General features: G+C 63.9%; 16 protein-coding genes. 9 read left to right on the top strand and 7 right to left on the bottom strand.

Annotation, left to right across the window (positions count from 1 at the left end; genetic code table 11):
- Positions 1 to 12: 12 nt before the first annotated feature.
- Together modA and PMO31116_RS11085 are read right to left on the bottom strand one after the other, a co-directional pair.
- Positions 13 to 816, bottom strand: coding sequence for a molybdate ABC transporter substrate-binding protein (modA, locus tag PMO31116_RS11090; RefSeq protein ID WP_246185247.1), 804 nt, complete (start codon positions 814 to 816; stop codon positions 13 to 15).
- Positions 817 to 1,148: 332 nt separating this feature from the next.
- On the bottom strand, positions 1,149 to 1,814 hold the full coding sequence (locus PMO31116_RS11085; RefSeq protein ID WP_150566764.1) for a TetR family transcriptional regulator: 666 nt from the start codon (positions 1,812 to 1,814) through the stop codon (positions 1,149 to 1,151).
- A gap of 478 nt (positions 1,815 to 2,292) precedes the next feature.
- On the opposite strand from PMO31116_RS11085, the gene PMO31116_RS11080 reads away from it, so the two are divergent.
- The 4 genes from PMO31116_RS11080 to PMO31116_RS11065 all read left to right on the top strand — a co-directional run bounded on the left by PMO31116_RS11080 (position 2,293) and on the right by PMO31116_RS11065 (position 8,761).
- Positions 2,293 to 3,528 carry an efflux RND transporter periplasmic adaptor subunit gene (locus PMO31116_RS11080; RefSeq protein ID WP_150566763.1) on the top strand — a complete coding sequence of 412 codons (1,236 nt, stop codon included), beginning with the start codon at positions 2,293 to 2,295 and terminating at the stop codon, positions 3,526 to 3,528.
- A gap of 15 nt (positions 3,529 to 3,543) precedes the next feature.
- The gene (locus tag PMO31116_RS11075; RefSeq protein ID WP_023594918.1) at positions 3,544 to 6,723 is read left to right on the top strand and encodes an efflux RND transporter permease subunit; all 3,180 of its coding nucleotides are present in this window, start codon (positions 3,544 to 3,546) and stop codon (positions 6,721 to 6,723) included.
- Positions 6,724 to 6,726: 3 nt separating this feature from the next.
- Positions 6,727 to 8,214, top strand: a complete 1,488-nt coding sequence (gene adeC / locus PMO31116_RS11070) for an AdeC/AdeK/OprM family multidrug efflux complex outer membrane factor (RefSeq protein ID WP_150566762.1) — start codon at positions 6,727 to 6,729, stop codon at positions 8,212 to 8,214.
- A gap of 289 nt (positions 8,215 to 8,503) precedes the next feature.
- The gene (locus tag PMO31116_RS11065) at positions 8,504 to 8,761 is read left to right on the top strand and encodes an acyl-CoA-binding protein (RefSeq protein ID WP_150566761.1); all 258 of its coding nucleotides are present in this window, start codon (positions 8,504 to 8,506) and stop codon (positions 8,759 to 8,761) included.
- Here PMO31116_RS11065 and PMO31116_RS11060 read toward each other — a convergent pair.
- Positions 8,739 to 9,164, bottom strand: a complete 426-nt coding sequence (locus PMO31116_RS11060; protein WP_150566760.1) for a hypothetical protein — start codon at positions 9,162 to 9,164, stop codon at positions 8,739 to 8,741. The genes PMO31116_RS11065 and PMO31116_RS11060 overlap by 23 nt on opposite strands.
- A gap of 395 nt (positions 9,165 to 9,559) precedes the next feature.
- Here PMO31116_RS11060 and PMO31116_RS11055 point away from each other — a divergent pair, with 395 nt between their 5' ends.
- Genes PMO31116_RS11055 through PMO31116_RS11045 form a run of 3 tightly spaced genes read left to right on the top strand, consistent with a single transcriptional unit; the run spans position 9,560 to position 11,557 of the window.
- Positions 9,560 to 10,465: a PilW family protein gene (locus PMO31116_RS11055; protein WP_174971158.1), complete on the top strand. Its 906-nt coding sequence runs from the start codon at positions 9,560 to 9,562 to the stop codon at positions 10,463 to 10,465.
- Entirely contained in the window at positions 10,444 to 11,064 is a 621-nt protein-coding gene (locus PMO31116_RS11050; protein WP_150566758.1) for a pilus assembly PilX family protein, read from the top strand. Before PMO31116_RS11055 ends, PMO31116_RS11050 begins: the two co-directional genes overlap by 22 nt.
- Positions 11,018 to 11,557 (top strand): GspH/FimT family pseudopilin, encoded by a 540-nt coding sequence (locus PMO31116_RS11045; RefSeq protein WP_150566757.1) that lies wholly within the window; start codon positions 11,018 to 11,020, stop codon positions 11,555 to 11,557. Before PMO31116_RS11050 ends, PMO31116_RS11045 begins: the two co-directional genes overlap by 47 nt.
- 25 nt (positions 11,558 to 11,582) lie before the next feature.
- Here the strand turns inward: PMO31116_RS11045 and PMO31116_RS11040 are convergent, their stop codons facing one another.
- The 3 genes from PMO31116_RS11040 to PMO31116_RS11030 form a co-directional block, all read right to left on the bottom strand.
- A complete protein-coding gene (locus tag PMO31116_RS11040) occupies positions 11,583 to 12,140 on the bottom strand; it encodes a DUF3318 domain-containing protein (protein WP_174971151.1) in 558 nt (185 codons plus the stop codon).
- Positions 12,141 to 12,153: 13 nt separating this feature from the next.
- A complete protein-coding gene (locus tag PMO31116_RS11035; protein WP_023594926.1) occupies positions 12,154 to 12,537 on the bottom strand; it encodes a phage holin family protein in 384 nt (127 codons plus the stop codon).
- 96 nt (positions 12,538 to 12,633) lie between these two features.
- Positions 12,634 to 12,942: an ElaB/YgaM/YqjD family protein gene (locus tag PMO31116_RS11030; protein WP_023594927.1), complete on the bottom strand. Its 309-nt coding sequence runs from the start codon at positions 12,940 to 12,942 to the stop codon at positions 12,634 to 12,636.
- A 205-nt stretch (positions 12,943 to 13,147) separates the two neighbouring features.
- On the opposite strand from PMO31116_RS11030, the gene PMO31116_RS11025 reads away from it, so the two are divergent.
- A complete protein-coding gene (locus tag PMO31116_RS11025) occupies positions 13,148 to 13,786 on the top strand; it encodes a peroxiredoxin (protein WP_150566755.1) in 639 nt (212 codons plus the stop codon).
- Positions 13,787 to 13,993: 207 nt separating this feature from the next.
- Here PMO31116_RS11025 and PMO31116_RS11020 read toward each other — a convergent pair whose 3' ends face one another.
- Entirely contained in the window at positions 13,994 to 15,187 is a 1,194-nt protein-coding gene (locus PMO31116_RS11020; RefSeq protein ID WP_023594929.1) for an acyl-CoA dehydrogenase, read from the bottom strand.
- A 232-nt stretch (positions 15,188 to 15,419) separates the two neighbouring features.
- On the opposite strand from PMO31116_RS11020, the gene PMO31116_RS11015 reads away from it, so the two are divergent.
- Positions 15,420 to 16,268 carry an IclR family transcriptional regulator gene (locus tag PMO31116_RS11015; RefSeq protein ID WP_246185245.1) on the top strand — a complete coding sequence of 283 codons (849 nt, stop codon included), beginning with the start codon at positions 15,420 to 15,422 and terminating at the stop codon, positions 16,266 to 16,268.
- The last annotated feature ends 5 nt before the right edge of the window (positions 16,269 to 16,273 follow it).

Below are 16,273 nucleotides of genomic sequence, written 5' to 3'. Positions count from 1 at the left end.
TTATCAGGGTTGTCAGGGCCGGCTGAAGCCGTAGCGCTGGAATGTAGCCTGCGCGGCGGGCGATTGCAGGAACTTGAAGAACGGGTCGGCTTCGGCGCGATTGGCCTGCTTCGTCACGGCGACGGGATAGATGATCGGCGCGTGGCTGTCGGCCGGGAACGTGCCCGCGATGCGCACGCGCTTCTCGGCATTCGCGTCCGTCTTGTATACGATGCCGTAAGGCGCTTCGCCGCGCGCGACCAGCAACAGCGCGTTGCGCACGTTGTCCGCGGCGGCAACCTTGCCCTGCACCTTCGACCAGACACCGAGCTTCTCGAGTGCCGCCTTGCCGTAAAGGCCGGCCGGTACGTGCGCGGGGTCGCCCATGGCGAGCCTGCCGCTGCCAAGCTTCGCGTCGAGATCGGCGCCGGTCTTCAGATCGACGTCGCCCGTGGTCGTGGCCGGAGCGATGAGCACCAGTTCGTTGCCGAGCAGGTTGCGACGCGAGCTCGTGTCGATCAGATCGTGTTTCTGCGCATAATCCATCCAGTCCTGGTCGGCCGAGATGAAGACGTCGGCCGGTGCACCTTTCTCGATCTGGCGTGCGAGCGTCGAACTCGCGCCATACACGAGCACCGGCTTCTTGCCGGTTTCCCTGGTGTAGGCGGCGGACAAATCGTCGAGGGCGTCTTTCATGCTGGCGGCGGCGAACACCTGCTGCGCGGCGGCGTGGCCGGCGAACAACAGGCCAGCGCCAACGGCGGCCACGGTGAGCGCGCGACGCAGCATGGCGGCCGGCGCGTGGAACTTGAGGCTTGCGATAACGACAGCTTTCACGAAAGAGGTCTCCGACGTGGGATGGCTCAGCGGGCCAGGTGAGGGCGATATCGCCCGATGCCGGCGCCGGGAAGTGTCCGGCGGCAGGGCCGGAGCGCCGGTCGCACCTGAGCGGGCGAAGCGTTGTGTAGCATTATATATAACGCTATGACGCTGTACAGCGATATGCCACATCATGGCGCTCGAATGTCGTCCGACGCGGCAACGCCGCGTCCCGATTCGGAAATTTCAGGACGACACGCACGTTCACGCACTTGTCGATTCGGCAACAAAAAGGCGCCCCGGAGCGGGGCGCCTGCTAATTAATATATGCACTAAATTCGGTGGCCGCCTCAGGCGGTTGCGTTCCGGGCGACCGGGTAGTCGGGCCGCCGCATGGCCGGACTGGTGCGCAGCATGTCGAAAAAACCGTCGACCACTGCATCGCATTCGGCGCCGAGATCGTAGTCTGGCAGGAACAACCAGTCCGACATCATGCCGACGACCAACGCGTGCAACATGATGGCCGCGCGTCGGGTATCGAGTTGCGCGGGCAACTGGCCGCGTGCAATGGCGCGTTCCATGTCACGCATGATGCGTTGCTTGCCGTCGGCGCAGGCTTCGCGCTGGCGCTCGAGCACGGAAAGCATCTCGTTCGTGTACTCGCACTTGTGGAACAGAATGTCCAGCACCCGGCGGCGGCGCTCGTTGCGAGCCGTTTCCTTGAGCACCAGTTTGCAGATTTCGTGCATGCGCACCATGGGGTCGCCGTCTTCCGGCTCGGCGCATTCCTCGTCGATCATGCGCTCCATCGGCAGGCGGATGCGGTCCGTCATGGCGTTGAACAGGTCGATCTTGTTCTTGAAGTGCCAGTAAATGGCACCACGGGTCAGGCCGGCGGCTTCGGCGATATCGGCGAGCGACGTGCGCGACACACCCTTCTGTGCGAACACCGTCTCTGCGGTGTCGAGCAACAGATTGCGCGTCTCGATCGCTTCCTCTTTGGTTCTGCGGGCCATCGTCGTGTCACCGGAGCAGCGGAAAATTGCTGGATGTCTTGCGAAATGCAATGTAATCGGCGCCGCACTTTGGTGCGACGCAATGTGATTTACATACATTCATGAATGTATCTATAATAGCAGCCGCTTGCTCTATTGCACAGGGTACATTTAAGCTCCTTCCTCTAAGGGAAACACCTCACTGATCCGAGGGGGCGAATTGGCCGGTGGAGCGCCACCGGGCGCGACATTCGGATCACCTGTTATCCCGGAGCCTGTTCGACGATCTCATACGAGTGCCAGCGCGCGCGGTCACCGCCGTGCCGGGGACGTCCTTGCGGCCCGACTGCGGGCCGGTCTCCCAGGGCCCGCTTGCGCGGCCTTCAGGCGCTCACCGACCCGCCTTCGTGCGACGGGATTGCGGACCGGCCTTCGCCGTCGCAATCGTCGCAACGTTCTGTCATTTTGTTTGACCGCATTCCATTTATCGGGGGCGTATATGCACGTCAAGAGAAGTTCACTGGGGATGGTCACTGCCGTAGCAATCGCGGTAATGACCCTGGCCGCATGCGGCAAGAAGCCGCAGCAGCCGCAGGCCATGGTGCCGGAAGTCGGCGTCGTGACGCTGCAACCCCAGAACGTAACACTGACGACCGATCTGCCCGGACGTACCTCGCCCTATCGCGTTGCGGACGTTCGCGCGCGTGTCGACGGCATCGTGCTCAAGCGCGATTTCACCGAAGGCGGTGACGTCAAGGCAGGGCAGCGTCTGTACAAGATCGATCCGGCCACTTACCAGGCCGCCTATGAAAACGCCAAGGCCACGCTCGCGAAGGCGGTTGCGAATCAGGCGTCGACGAAGCTGCTGGCCGATCGCTACAAGCAACTCGTGGCGGTCGAAGCCGTGTCGAAGCAGGATTACGACAACGCCGTGGCGGCCGCCCTTCAAGCCGATGCCGACGTGCAGGCCGGCAAGGCCGCCGTGGAAACCGCCAAAATCAACCTGAGCTACACCGATGTGCCCGCCCCGATTTCGGGCCGCACCGGCCTGTCGCAGGTGACCGAAGGGGCTTACGTGCAGGCTGGCGCCGCCACGCTCATGACGACCGTTCAGCAGATCGACCCGATGTACGTCGACGTGACGCAATCAGCCGCCGACGGGCTGCGTCTGCGCCGTGCGCTGGCCGACGGCAAGCTGCAGAGCGCCGGCAAGAATGCGGCTGCCGTGTCGCTTACGCTCGAGGACGGCACGAAGTACCCGCTCGAGGGCAAGCTGCAGTTCTCGGACATCACCGTCGACCAGACGACCGGCTCGGTGACCGTGCGCGCCATCTTCCCGAACCCGAACCGTGAGTTGCTGCCCGGCATGTTCGTGCATGCCACGCTCAGGGAAGGGGTCAAGGAAGGCGGTCTGCTGGTGCCGCAGCAGGGTGTCACGCGTGACCAGAAGGGGCAGCCGACGGCGCTCATCGTGAACAAGGAAGGCAAGGTCGAGCTGCGCCAACTGGTGACCGATCGCGCCATTGGCGACAAGTGGCTCGTGAGTTCGGGTCTGGCGGCCGGCGATCAGGTGATCGTGGCCGGCCTGCAGAAGGTTCGTCCGGGCGCCCCCGCGAAGGCCGTTCCGGCACAGTTGCCGGGTGCACAAGCCCCCGCGGGCGCCAGCGCGCCGGCCGCGGCCGCCGCTGCCCCCGCATCGCAGGCCGACGCCGCCTCGAGCGCCAAAGCCCAATAACGCGGAGCCTCATTCATGGCAAAGTTTTTTATCGATCGCCCGATCTTTGCTTGGGTGATCGCCATTGTGATCATGCTGGCCGGCGCGCTTTCGATCCTGAAGCTGCCGGTCTCGCAATACCCGCCGATCGCACCGCCGTCCGTGCAGATCACCGCGACCTATCCGGGCGCTTCCGCGCAGACCGTGCAGGATACGGTCACGCAGGTGATCGAGCAGCAGATGAACGGTATCGATCACCTCGAATACATGTCGTCGACGTCCGACGGCTCGGGCACCGCGCAGATCACGCTCACGTTCGCCCAGGGCACGAACCCCGACATCGCGCAGGTGCAGGTGCAGAACAAGCTGCAACTCGCCACGCCGCTGCTGCCGCAGCAGGTGCAACAGCAGGGGATCCGGGTGGCCAAGGCGACCAAGAACTTCCTGCTGGTGATCGGGGCTTACTCCGATGACGGCAAGATGTCCGACATCGACCTCGCGAACTACATCGCCGCGAACGTGCAGGATCCGATCAGCCGTGTGAACGGCGTGGGTCAGGTTCAGCTCTTCGGCTCGCAGTATGCAATGCGCGTGTGGGTCGATCCGCAGAAGCTCAACGGGTACAACCTCACCGTCATCGACGTCTCGAACGCCATCCAGTCGCAGAACGTGCAGGTCTCGGCGGGCGAGCTCGGTGGTGCGCCGGCGGTGAAGGGCCAGCAGCTCAACGCCACCGTGATGGCGCAGAGCCGCCTGCAGACGCCCGAGCAGTTCCGCAAGATCCTGCTCAAGGTCAACAAGGATGGCTCGCAGGTCCGCCTGGGCGACGTGGCACGCGTGGAACTCGGCGGCGAGTCGTATCAGGTCGTCGCACGTTACAACGGCAAACCCGCGGCCGGTCTGGCCATCACGCTGGCCACCGGTGCGAACGCGCTGCAGACGGCCACCGCCGTCAAGCAGGCCGTGACGGAGCTCGAGCCGTACTTCCCGGCCGGCATGAAAGTCGACTATCCGTACGACACCACGCCGTTCGTGAAGATCTCGATCGAGGAAGTGATCAAGACCCTCATCGAGGGTATCGTGCTGGTGTTCCTCGTGATGTATCTGTTCCTGCAGAACCTGCGGGCGACGATCATTCCGACGATTGCGGTGCCGGTGGTGTTGCTCGGCACGTTCGGCATCATGGGCGCCGCCGGCTTCTCCATCAACACGCTGTCGATGTTCGGCCTCGTGCTGGCGATCGGTCTGCTGGTGGACGATGCGATCGTGGTGGTGGAAAACGTCGAGCGGGTGATGGCCGAGGAGGGGCTCAGTCCGAAGGAAGCGACGAAGAAGGCCATGGGCCAGATCGTCGGCGCGCTGGTGGGTGTGGCGCTCGTGCTCTCGGCGGTGTTCGTGCCGATGGCATTCTTCGGCGGCTCGACCGGCGCTATCTATCGTCAGTTCTCGCTGACCATCGTGGCGGCCATGGCGCTGTCGGTGCTCGTGGCCATCGTGCTCACGCCGGCCATGTGCGCGACGATCCTCAAGCCGATCAAGAAGGGCGAGGTGCACGAGAAGCGTGGCTTCTTCGGCTGGTTCAACCGCAAGTTCGACAGCAGTTCGAAGGCGTATCAGGGACAGGTGGAGCGTATCCTGAAGCGCTCCACGCCGTTCGTGATCGTCTACGTGGTGATCGTCGCCGTGGTGGGCTTCCTGTTCGTTCGCATGCCGACGGCGTTCCTGCCCGACGAGGACCAGGGTTACTTCTTCAACCTCGTGCAATTGCCGCCGGGTGCGACGCAGGAGCGTACGCTCGACGTGATGAAGCAGGTCGAGAAGCACTACCTCGAAAAGGAAAAGGACGCCGTGCGTTCGATCTTCACGGTCACCGGCTTCGGCTTCAACGGTCGTGGTCAGAACGTGGGTATCGCCTTCACGATGATGCGCCCGTGGGATGAGCGTCAGTCGTCGAACCTGAAGGTGCAGGCCGTGATCGCACGTTCGTACCAGGCATTCGCCAGCGTGAAGGACGCCATGATCTTCGCGATCAACCCGCCGTCGGTGCCCGAACTGGGTAACGCGGGCGGTATCGACTTCGAGTTGCAGGATCGCGCGGGCCTCGGTCACGACGCGCTCATGGCGGCTCGCAACCAGTTCCTGGGCATGGCGGCGAAGAACCCGAACCTCGCGAACATGCGTCCGAACGGTCTGGACGACACGCCGCAGTACAAGGTCGACGTCGACGAGGAGAAAGCCTCGGCACTGGGGCTGTCGATCGCCGACGTGTACACCACGCTCTCGGCATCGTGGGGCTCGTCGTACGTGAACGACTTCATCGACCACGGTCGTGTGAAGAAGGTTTACGTGATGGCCGAGCCGAAGGACCGCATGTTGCCGCAGGACATCAACAAGCTGTATGTGCGCAACGCCAGCGGGACGATGGTGCCGTTCTCGGCCTTCGCGACCGGCAAGTGGATCTACGGCTCGCCGCGACTGGAGCGCTACAACGGTGTGCCGGCCGTGGAAATCCAGGGCATGCCGGCGCCGGGCAAGTCGTCGGGCGACGCCATGAAGGCGGTCGAGGAAATTGCCAAGCAGCTCCCGGCCGGTATTGGCCTGGAGTGGACGGGGCTGTCCTTCGAAGAGCGCATCTCGGGCTCGCAGGCGCCGGCGCTGTATGCGATTTCGATCTTGATCGTGTTCCTCTGCCTGGCCGCGCTGTATGAAAGCTGGTCGATTCCGTTCTCGGTGATTCTGGTGGTGCCGCTGGGGGTGTTGGGGGCGCTGCTCGCCGCCACGCTGCGCGGGTTGTCGAACGACGTGTACTTCCAGGTGGGTCTGCTCACGACCGTGGGTCTGTCGGCGAAGAACGCGATTCTGATCGTGGAATTCGCCAAGGATCTGCAGGAGCAGGGCCGCACACTCATGGAAGCGACGATGGAGGCGGTACGACTGCGTCTGCGCCCGATTCTGATGACGTCGATGGCGTTCATCCTGGGGGTGCTGCCGCTGGCGATCTCCAACGGTGCGGGCTCGGCGTCGCAGCACGCGATCGGTACCGGCGTGATCGGCGGCATGCTGGCCGCGACGTTCCTCGCGATCTACTACGTGCCGATCTTCTTCGTGCTGGTGCGCAAACGCTTCGCGCATGAGGATCTGGATACGGTGGAGCATCCGGAAGCGCGTCATGAAAACCCGGACGCAACCGACGGTCCCGCCAAGGAAGGAAACTGACCTATGAAGCACAAAGCATTGCCGATGGCCTTGGCGGCAGCGTTCCTGGCAGGCTGTACCCTCGCGCCGCACTATGAGCGGCCCGAGGCACCGGTTGCCACAGCGTTCCCCACGGGGCCGGCCTACAAGACGCCTGGAGCAGCGAATCAGAACGGCACCGCCGGCAGCAATGCCGTGGCGGCCGCCGATCTGGGCTGGCGCGATTTCTTCACCGATCCGCGCCTGCAGAAGCTGATCGAGATCGCGTTGCAGAACAATCGCGACCTGCGTGTGTCGATGCTGAACATCGAGGCCGCGCGTGCGCAGTACCAGATTCAGCGCTCCGCGCTGCTGCCCTCGGTGGGGGCGGCAGGGCAGGCGTCGGTACAGCGTTCGCCGGCCGACCTGACATCGTCCGGACGCGCGGGCATCAGCCGCAGCTATCAGGTCGGCGTGGGCTTCACGTCTTATGAACTCGATCTGTTCGGTCGGGTTCAGAGCCTGAAGGATCAGGCCCTGGAGACGTACCTGGCGAGCGAGGACACGGCGCGGGCCGCGCACATCACGCTGGTCTCCGAAGTGGCGACGGCGTATCTCACGTGGCTGGCCGATCAGGAACTGCTCAAGCTGACCGAGGACACGCTCAAGAGCCAGCAGTCGTCTTACGACCTGACCAAGCGCAGTTTCGACGTGGGTACGGCTTCCGGGCTGGATCTGCGTCAGGCGCAAACGCCGGTGGATACCGCGCGCGCGAATTATGCGCAGTACACGCGTCAGGTCGCGCAGGACGAGAACGCCCTCGCGCTGCTCATCGGTCAGCCGTTGCCGGCCGATTTGCCGCCGGGGCGTCCGCTCGATGGGCAGGGGCTGCTTGCGGATCTGCCGGCCGGCCTGCCATCGGATCTGCTGCTGCGCCGGCCCGACGTCACCGCGGCCGAGCACACGCTCAAGGGTGCCAACGCCAACATCGGCGCCGCGCGTGCCGCGTTCTTCCCGTCGATCTCGCTCACGGCGAGCGCGGGTACGGCGAGCGCGTCGCTGAGCAATCTGTTCAAGGGCGGGCAGGGGGCCTGGTCCTTCGCACCGACCATCACGCTGCCGATCTTCGCGGGCGGGCAGAACATCGCCAACCTCGAACTGGCCAAGGTGCAAAAGCGTATCGAGATCGCCAACTACGAGAAGGCGATTCAGACGGCGTTCCGCGAAGTCTCCGACGGGCTGGCCGCACGCGGCACGCTCGACGACCAGATCGCGGCACAGGAGTCCCTCGTGAAGGCCAGCGACGAGAGCTACAAACTCTCGGATCTGCGCTATCGCAATGGTGTCGACAGCTATCTGAACGCGCTGGTGTCGCAACGCTCGCTGTACTCGGCGCAGCAGACGCTAATCGCCACGCGCCTCGCACGCTGGACCAACCTCGTCACGCTGTACAAGGCACTCGGGGGGGGATGGGAAGAGCACACCGTTCCCGCGAACTCGGATGCGGCGTCGGCCCCGGCGGCCTCGTCGTGAGCGGTGTTTGATCGCTTGCCCTCTCGTATAGTCTGAAAATCGAAGTGCCCGGCCGTTGACGTGCCGGGCGTTTCGCATTCGGGCGTCGCGCGAGGCGAGAAATCGGCTCAGTTCCCGAGAGGTTTAGACGCGGCCTTCTACGCTCGGCCCTACCTTGGCTGCGGCTTCGTCGCTATCCTTGTTTGCGTTGTATTCGCAACACCCCGAGCGTCGACGTGAGCGTGCGACCTCGCGATCGTCGGGCAGCACGGGGAAAAATAAGCTGACCGCATTTCCAGGGAGAGACATCATGAGCGATCTTCAAGCACGATTCGACGCGGCGGTGGCCGAGTCGAAGCAACTGCCGGAGCGCCCCGACAATCTGACGCTGCTGCGCATCTACGCACTCTACAAGCAAGGCACCGAAGGGGACGTGACGGGCACGCGTCCCGGCATGACCGATTTCGTCGGACGGGCCAAGTACGACGCCTGGGAGATGCTCAAGGGCAAATCGAAAGACGAGGTGCAGCAAGCGTATGTCGAGCTCATCGCAGCGTTGAAGGGATGAGTTCTCGCGTGTCGCGCCGGTCCGATTCGGCAGTGACGCGATGCGCAAGCCCCCCGGGCAGGACAAGTGGAAAAACGGCGACTTCGGTCGCCGTTTTTTTTGGGCACCCGCGAAGCGCCATGGCGTACTGGCAAGGCGGTGATCCATAGCGGTGGAGGTTTTGCGGTGCTGTCTGATTGGCGTGTTGCGAGCGGTGCGCGACGATGAACCCGTCATCAACGAGACGAGGTACCGAACCATGCATCGCGATCGACTTCACGCCATACGCCGCGCCGCGCGCGGTACGGATTGCAGGCAAGCTCGGCGTGCGCCGCCGAGCCACAATCTCAGCATCGACCGACAGGCCGGACCCGTGGCGATAGGGGCAGACGCGCGGCGAGGACAGGAACGGGAGGGCAGGCATGCCAGGTACCACAGGCAGGACAGGCACGAGAAGCGAGACACGCGAAGCCTGTGGAACCTGCGCTTGCAGTTGCGCGGCATGTCATGGCGGCCACCGCCGCGCGCCATGGCGCCGCGTACGTGCGAGAGAGCCGTCGGGCGTGTCTGGCGTGGCAGACGTTGTCGGGGCTCGATGCGCGGGTCGGCGATGCTCGACGCCGTGTTCACGCTGGCGGCCCTGATGGCGGGGGCGCAAGGTTTCATGCAGTGGCAGTCCGCGAGTGGAGCGACGCCAGCGGCGGTGGCCGCGTCTTCCGGCATGGTGGCAATGGCATTTCCCTCGCATGAGGCGGGGCAAATGGTGCGGGAGGGCCTTTTGCGATGACGCGGCGCTGTGTCAGTGCGCGAACGCGTCGCATGAAGGGATTCACCCTGCTCGAGTGGGTGCTGGCCATGCCGCTGGGGTTGCTGATCGTGATGGCCGCAATCGCGATCTATCTGGCCGGGCTGCGCCTGTGGCGCGCGCAAGCCGAGCGTTACGACGTCAACGAACGCGCCATTTTCGCGCTCACGCAGCTCTCGCGAGCGGTTGCCATGGCGGGGTATCGCAATTGGGACCCGATGGAGGGGCGGATCGTCACGTCCGACAAAGCGGTGCGCAAGTGGCCGCCTTTACGCGCGAGCGCGGAGTGCGCGGGGTCGGTCGAGACATGTGCGCGCCGAGGCTGGCAAGGCAGCGACCTGATCGAAGTCCAGTTTCATGGGGCGGGGTACCCGATCGGCGGCAACGGTGCTGTGCAGAACTGCTCCGGACTGAGCGTCAAGGCGCTGGGTTCGCCCGATGATCGTTACGTGAGCATCTTCTATGTGGCGAAAGGCGAGGACGGCGTCCCGTCGCTCTTCTGCCGCTATGGGGATTACGTCGGGCCGAGTTACCTGCGCCCGGCCCAGGTGCTGGTCGCGGGCGTGGAGGCCATGTACCTTCGGCTCGGATTTCGCGTCGGAGGGAACGGGCCGTTGCGATGGTCGGCGCCGCTCAAGCGCTTGAGGGGCACGCCCCCGCGGCCGCCGACGGGCGAAGGGGGCTGGGACAACGTGGCTGCGGTAGCGATCTCGCTGGTCATGCGCGGCGCGCCGAGGCGCGGCGCCAGGCCGACGGCGTCACGAGTGGTGGAGGTGTTCGACAAGGCAACCGGAGGGCGCGAGTACAAGCGGCTGTCGAATGCGGGCGACGTTCACCTCCACGTGTTCACGCTCCTGGCATATCGCCGCAATGACGGTGGCATTGGCGAGGAGGCGAAATGGTTGGCGTCTTCATGGTGATGTGGCTCGCCGCGTTGACGACGCTGGCGGCATCGGGCATGCAGCACCGCCAGCTCGCGGATCGTTTCATCGCCTACATGTATGACCGTGCGCACGCATTCACTGCCGCCAATCACGCGCTCGTGCTTGCCCGCCAACGGCTCACGCTCGGCGAGGATGCGGCAGAGATCGCCGCCCGGTCCGAATTCGACGCCGGTCCTCACGGCGTGATCGAGGCGAACCACCGCGGCGACATCTGGTTTCGCAACGACACCCCACGATGGCGAATGCTCGACTGGACTCGCAGCGACGCGGTCGTCTCGGTGAGGGATGCGCGCTATTTCATCGAACGCATTGCTTTCTCGGACTATCCCGCCGTCGAGCTGACACCGCGCGCCGTCTCGATTCGACGGTATCGCGTGAGCGCCATGGGCTGCGGGAAACTCCCGGGCACGCGGGTGTATCTGCAAGCCATCTATGAGATTCGGCAACGCGGTGAGGCGCGCCGATCCGGGATGGCCGAGCCTCGCTTCACCCCGAGGCTGCTGAGCTGGCGGGAGGTGACGGCGTGGCATGACCGGGAGACTCGCGCGGCGCGCGAGCGTTGCGATGCGTCGTGATGGATTCACCCTGATCGAATGCCTGGTGGCCATGACGGTGCTGGCCATCGCGCTGTGCGCCGCGGCGCCATCGATCGAAGCCGTTCGCCGCCGAGTTTCGGTGGACATCACCGCGCGGGCCCTGCTGGCCGCCATGCAATCGGCCCGGGCAGAAGCACTGGCGCGGCATCGCCGCGTAACGCTGGCGCCAGTCGACGGGAGCCGCCTGAGCAGCGGCTGGCTGACATTCGTCGACGAGAATCTCAACGATCGATTCGATGCCGGGGAGTTGTTGTTGGCGCGCTATGTGCCGCTGCCCGAAGGTGTGAGTGTCGAAGCCGATTGGGCACTGAGTTTCACGCCGGGCATCGCCTTTGCGGAGAACGGGTTCATGCGAAAACAAAAACGCGCCTGGATCCTCGGCACCGCGCGGGTAATGGGACACGGGCGGCGCATCTGCATTGTGATCAATGCCTACGGCCGCGCTCGGGTTCCCCGTCGCTGCGACGCCTGACGCAACGACCGGGGCAGCGAACGGGTTACATCAGCGGCGGAGTCCCCGGATCGTTGGCCGTGGCGTCGGTATTGGGGTTGGCACTGGCGCTTGCGGCGGCAGGGGGGCGAGTGCTCGTGGCCGTGCTGCCCGATGCAGACCCTGGCGAGCCTTGCGGCGCAGACGGTTTCGTCGACTCCTGCCACAGCTTGATGCCCTGCCAGGCGAGCACCCCAAGGCTACCCCACTTCAGGCTGCGGCGAACCACGCGTCCGACGGGAGTGTGCGACAGTCCGGTGAGGGCCAGCGAAGCCACGGAGCTGACGAGCGGATAGCGCTCGAGCAATCCGCCGAGCTTTAGTCCCGACGTGGCGAGCCCGCCAAGTCCGGAGAACTTGCCGAAGCCGCCAGGCAGCAGATAGCGGACCCAGCGGAAATTGCGCAGGCGTTCGCGAGTGACGTGCGCGGCCTGAATCAGTTCGGCGCGCTCGACGGCAATGCGCGTGAGCACCAGCTCCTTGCGAATGGCCAGCAGTTCATGGCGAGAGCGTCGCGACTGACGTGGGCGACGCGGACGTTGAGAGCGGTTCGGTTCCAGCGGCACAGGCGGATCTCCTTCAGTCCGGACGCAGTGCGTCGCGGTCCTTTTCGAACTCGGCCAGTGTGGCCTCGAACGGCATCGGCGCATCGCGCAGAATGTTGCGCGCGCGCGCGGCACACCACGCGGCGAGCAGCAGGTACACGATGAAGATGCCGGTCATGGCCTGAAGACGGTAGGTGTCCCAGAAAATGACGATCACCAGCGCAGTCAGCGAGACGAGAGCGAGAACACCGAACAGCATCGCGGCCAGACCCAGGAAAGCCACGCCCATCAGGCGTTCTTTCTCTTCGGTCAGTTCGATGCCGATGAGTTCGATGCGCGACTGTACGATCTCGAGCAACGCACCGGCGAGGCGCCGCAGCGAAGGCCGAGGCGGGGTCGTACGATCATTGTCGGTCATGGAGTGGGCTGGGCGGCCCGCCTGACCCGTCGCACCGGTCAGGCGGGCTCCGCCTTGGGCAAAGTAGGCGAGGAAGGGAACGTGCGTCGGCGCTGCTTACCGGCGGTTGAGCAGCAGACCGATCACCACGCCGATGCCGGCCGCGATGCCTACGGCTTGCCAGGGATGATCGTGCACGTAGTCGTCGGTCGCGCGAGCCGCCTGCTTGCTCTTCTCGACGACGACGACCTGCACGTCAGAGGCCTTCTCCTTGGCCTGCTTGAGCAGCGCCAGGGCCTTGTCGCTCAGTTCGGAGGCGCGCTCACCGGTCGTGTTGGCGGCTTGTTTGAGCAGGTCTTCGGCGTCGGCCAATACGGTTTTGATATCGGTCATGAACTTCTCCTTGTTGGTATGTGCTTGCGACATTGTCGTTGCCCGTGGTGGGGAGGAAAATGCGAGGGGGATATGAGTGGTATCGTAACCCTTTCGTCGTGTCGTTGCCAGAAAACAACAGGCGCGTTCACGCTATATTTCGAAAACTTATTTACACCAAATTTTTTATTCGTTCTGGCTAAGCTTAGCATCCTTTAGTCTTTACCCACTGAGTTGAAGGTTCTCAAGGAGAGCGTAAATGACATTGCGTTTGGGTGACATTGCCCCCGATTTCGAGCAGGACTCGTCGGTTGGCAAAATCAAATTCCACGAATTTCTCGGCGACAGCTGGGGCGTGCTGTTTTCTCACCCGGCTGACTACACGCCGGTCTGCACGACCGAACTGGGTCTGACCGCCAAACTCAAGGGCGAGTTCGAAAAGCGCAACGTGAAGGCCATCGCGTTGTCGGTCGATGACGCCGAGTCGCACAAGGGCTGGATCAAGGACATCAACGAGACGCAGAACACCACGGTCAACTTCCCGATTCTGGCCGACGGCGATCGCAAGGTCTCGCAGCTGTACGACATGATCCATCCGAACGCCAGCGAAACCGTCACGGTGCGCTCGCTGTTCGTGATCGATCCGAAGAAGAAGGTGCGTCTGATCATCACCTATCCCGCCAGCACGGGCCGCAACTTCGACGAGATCCTGCGGGTGATCGACTCGCTGCAACTGACCGACAATTACTCGGTCGCCACGCCAGGAAACTGGAAGGATGGCGAAGACGTGGTGATCGTGCCCTCGCTCAAGGACGAGGCCGTGCTCAAGGAAAAATTCCCGAAGGGTTACAAGGCTGTGCGCCCGTACCTGCGCCTCACGCCGCAGCCGAACAAGTAATTCGTTCGGCGTCGCCAATGAGAAATGCCAGCTCGTCGTCCGAGCTGGCATTTTTATTTGTCGAACGCTCCGATTGTCAGGTACGCGCCGTCGCTCTGGGGATTGACGGCCCGCAACGCGCGGCCTGAGAAACGACGCGTACCTGACAAGTCGCAGCGACTGCCCACGACCGCGGACAGACCCTGCGACCCGGATCTTCCGAATCGATCAGAAGAACGCCTGGATACCCGTCTGGGCGCGGCCCAGAATCAGCGCGTGAATGTCGTGCGTGCCTTCGTAAGTGTTGACCACTTCGAGGTTTACGAGGTGGCGCGCGATACCGAACTCGTCGGAGATGCCATTGCCGCCCAGCATGTCACGGGCCAGGCGCGCGACGTCGAGTGCCTTGCCGCAGGAATTGCGCTTCATGATCGAAGTGATTTCGACCGCGGCGGTACCTTCGTCCTTCATGCGGCCCAGACGCAGGCAGCCTTGCAGGCCCAACGTGATTTCCGTCTGCATGTCGGCCAGCTTCTTCTGAATCAGTTGGTTCGCCGCGAGCGGGCGGCCGAATTGCTGGCGATCGAGCACGTACTGACGCGCCGTGTGCCAGCAGAATTCGGCGGCGCCGAGCGCGCCCCAGGCAATGCCGTAACGCGCCGAGTTCAGGCACGTGAACGGGCCCTTCAGGCCAGAGACGCCCGGCATGAGGTTCTCTTCCGGCACGAATACCTGATCCATCACGATCTCGCCGGTGATCGACGCGCGCAGGCCGACCTTGCCGTGGATCGCCGGCGCCGAAAGCCCCTTCCAGCCCTTCTCGAGAATGAAGCCGCGAATCTTCTCTTCGCCATTCTCGTCGGCGAGCTTGCCCCAGACGACGAAGACGTCGGCGATCGGCGAATTCGTGATCCACATCTTGCTGCCGCTGAGCTCATACCCGCCCGCGACCTTCTTGGCGCGCGTGGTCATGCCGGCCGGGTCCGAACCGTGGTTCGGCTCCGTGAGGCCGAAGCAGCCGATCCACTCGCCGCTCGCGAGCTTCGGCAGGTACTTCTGCTTCTGCGCTTCGCTGCCGAATTCGTAAATGGGCACCATGACGAGCGACGACTGGACCGACATCATCGAGCGATAGCCCGAATCGACGCGCTCGACCTCGCGCGCGATCAGCCCATAGGCGACATAGTTCAGACCGGGGCCGCCGTATTGTTCGGGAATCGTCGGGCCGAGCAGGCCGATCTCGCCCATCTCGCGAAAAATCGACGCATCCGTTTGTTCGTGACGAAACGCCTCGAGCACGCGCGTCGCGAGCTTGTCGTTCGCGTAGGCGGCTGCGGCGTCGCGAATCATGCGCTCGTCGCTGGTGAGCTGCGCGTCGAGCAACAGCGGATCTTCCCAATGAAACTGTGCGTTGCCTGCCATGACCTTTCTCCTCCGATGTTCTCGAAAAAATACGCGAATCCAATCGTCGTCGCCCGCCGGGGCCCCGGCCGTCACTGCCGCGCCCTGATCCACCGTAACCGTTCGACGACTTGACTAAAGTTCCGCAATGCGGAACAATGTTCTGAAATCGAAGTTAGTTTAGCACTAAACTTTTTTGCCCGGCAACGGCCAGTGCGTGCACTGGCGTAAACCTTCTCGATTGGAGCGCGCGATGGTCGTGGTCAAAACATCCCTGTCAGCCTTCTCCGGTGCGCCGGCGCACGGCGTGCCGCCTTCGCATGACGAGCGCAAGTTCGTCACGGCGCTGGCCCGAGGTCTCGAGTTGTTGCGCGCATTCGGCCCCGACGACGCCTTGCTGGGCAATCGCGACTTTGCCGCGCGCACGGGATTGCCGAAGGCCACCGTCAGTCGCCTTGCCTACACGCTCACCGAACTCGGGTATCTGCGCTACGACGCCGAACTGGGCAAATATGCGCTCGACGCCGGCGTCCTGGCGCTGGGTTATGCCTTCCTGAGTGGTACCGACATGCTCACGCTGGCGCGTCCGCACATGCGGGCGTTGGCCCGCGAGATGGGGTGCTCTATCTCGCTGGGCTGCCGCGAGGGCATCGACATGATGTATCTCGAGACGATTCGAAGCGATTCGGCACATCTCACACTGGGGCTGACGGCGGGTTCGCGTCTGTCGATGCTGACGAGTTCGATGGGGCGTGTCTATCTGGCGGCCATGACGCCGACCGAGCGAGAGACCATGCTCTCGGACCTGCACGATGCGTACGACGCCAATCCAGCGGCGCTGCGCAACGTTGGGTGGGACGCCCTGAAGGCAGGCGTCGACAAGGGGGTCGAGTCGTACCGGCGCGAAGGGTGCTGCTACTCGTTTCGAGAATGGCACGAGGGTGTGAACGCGGTGGCGGTACCGCTTCGGGACGTGAGACAGAATCGATGGCTTGCGATAAGTTGCAGCGGGCCGTCGTCGTCGATTCCCGATGCCGTGTTCCGGGAGGAGATCGGTCCGCGGCTCAAGCAACTCGCCGCGCGTCTGAGCGGGCAGGCCTGACGGCG

The organism is Pandoraea morbifera (assembly GCF_902459575.1).
Classification (GTDB): domain Bacteria; phylum Pseudomonadota; class Gammaproteobacteria; order Burkholderiales; family Burkholderiaceae; genus Pandoraea; species Pandoraea morbifera.
The sequence above is the reverse complement of the archived record's forward strand: the minus strand, read 5'-3'. Positions and strand labels throughout refer to the sequence as shown.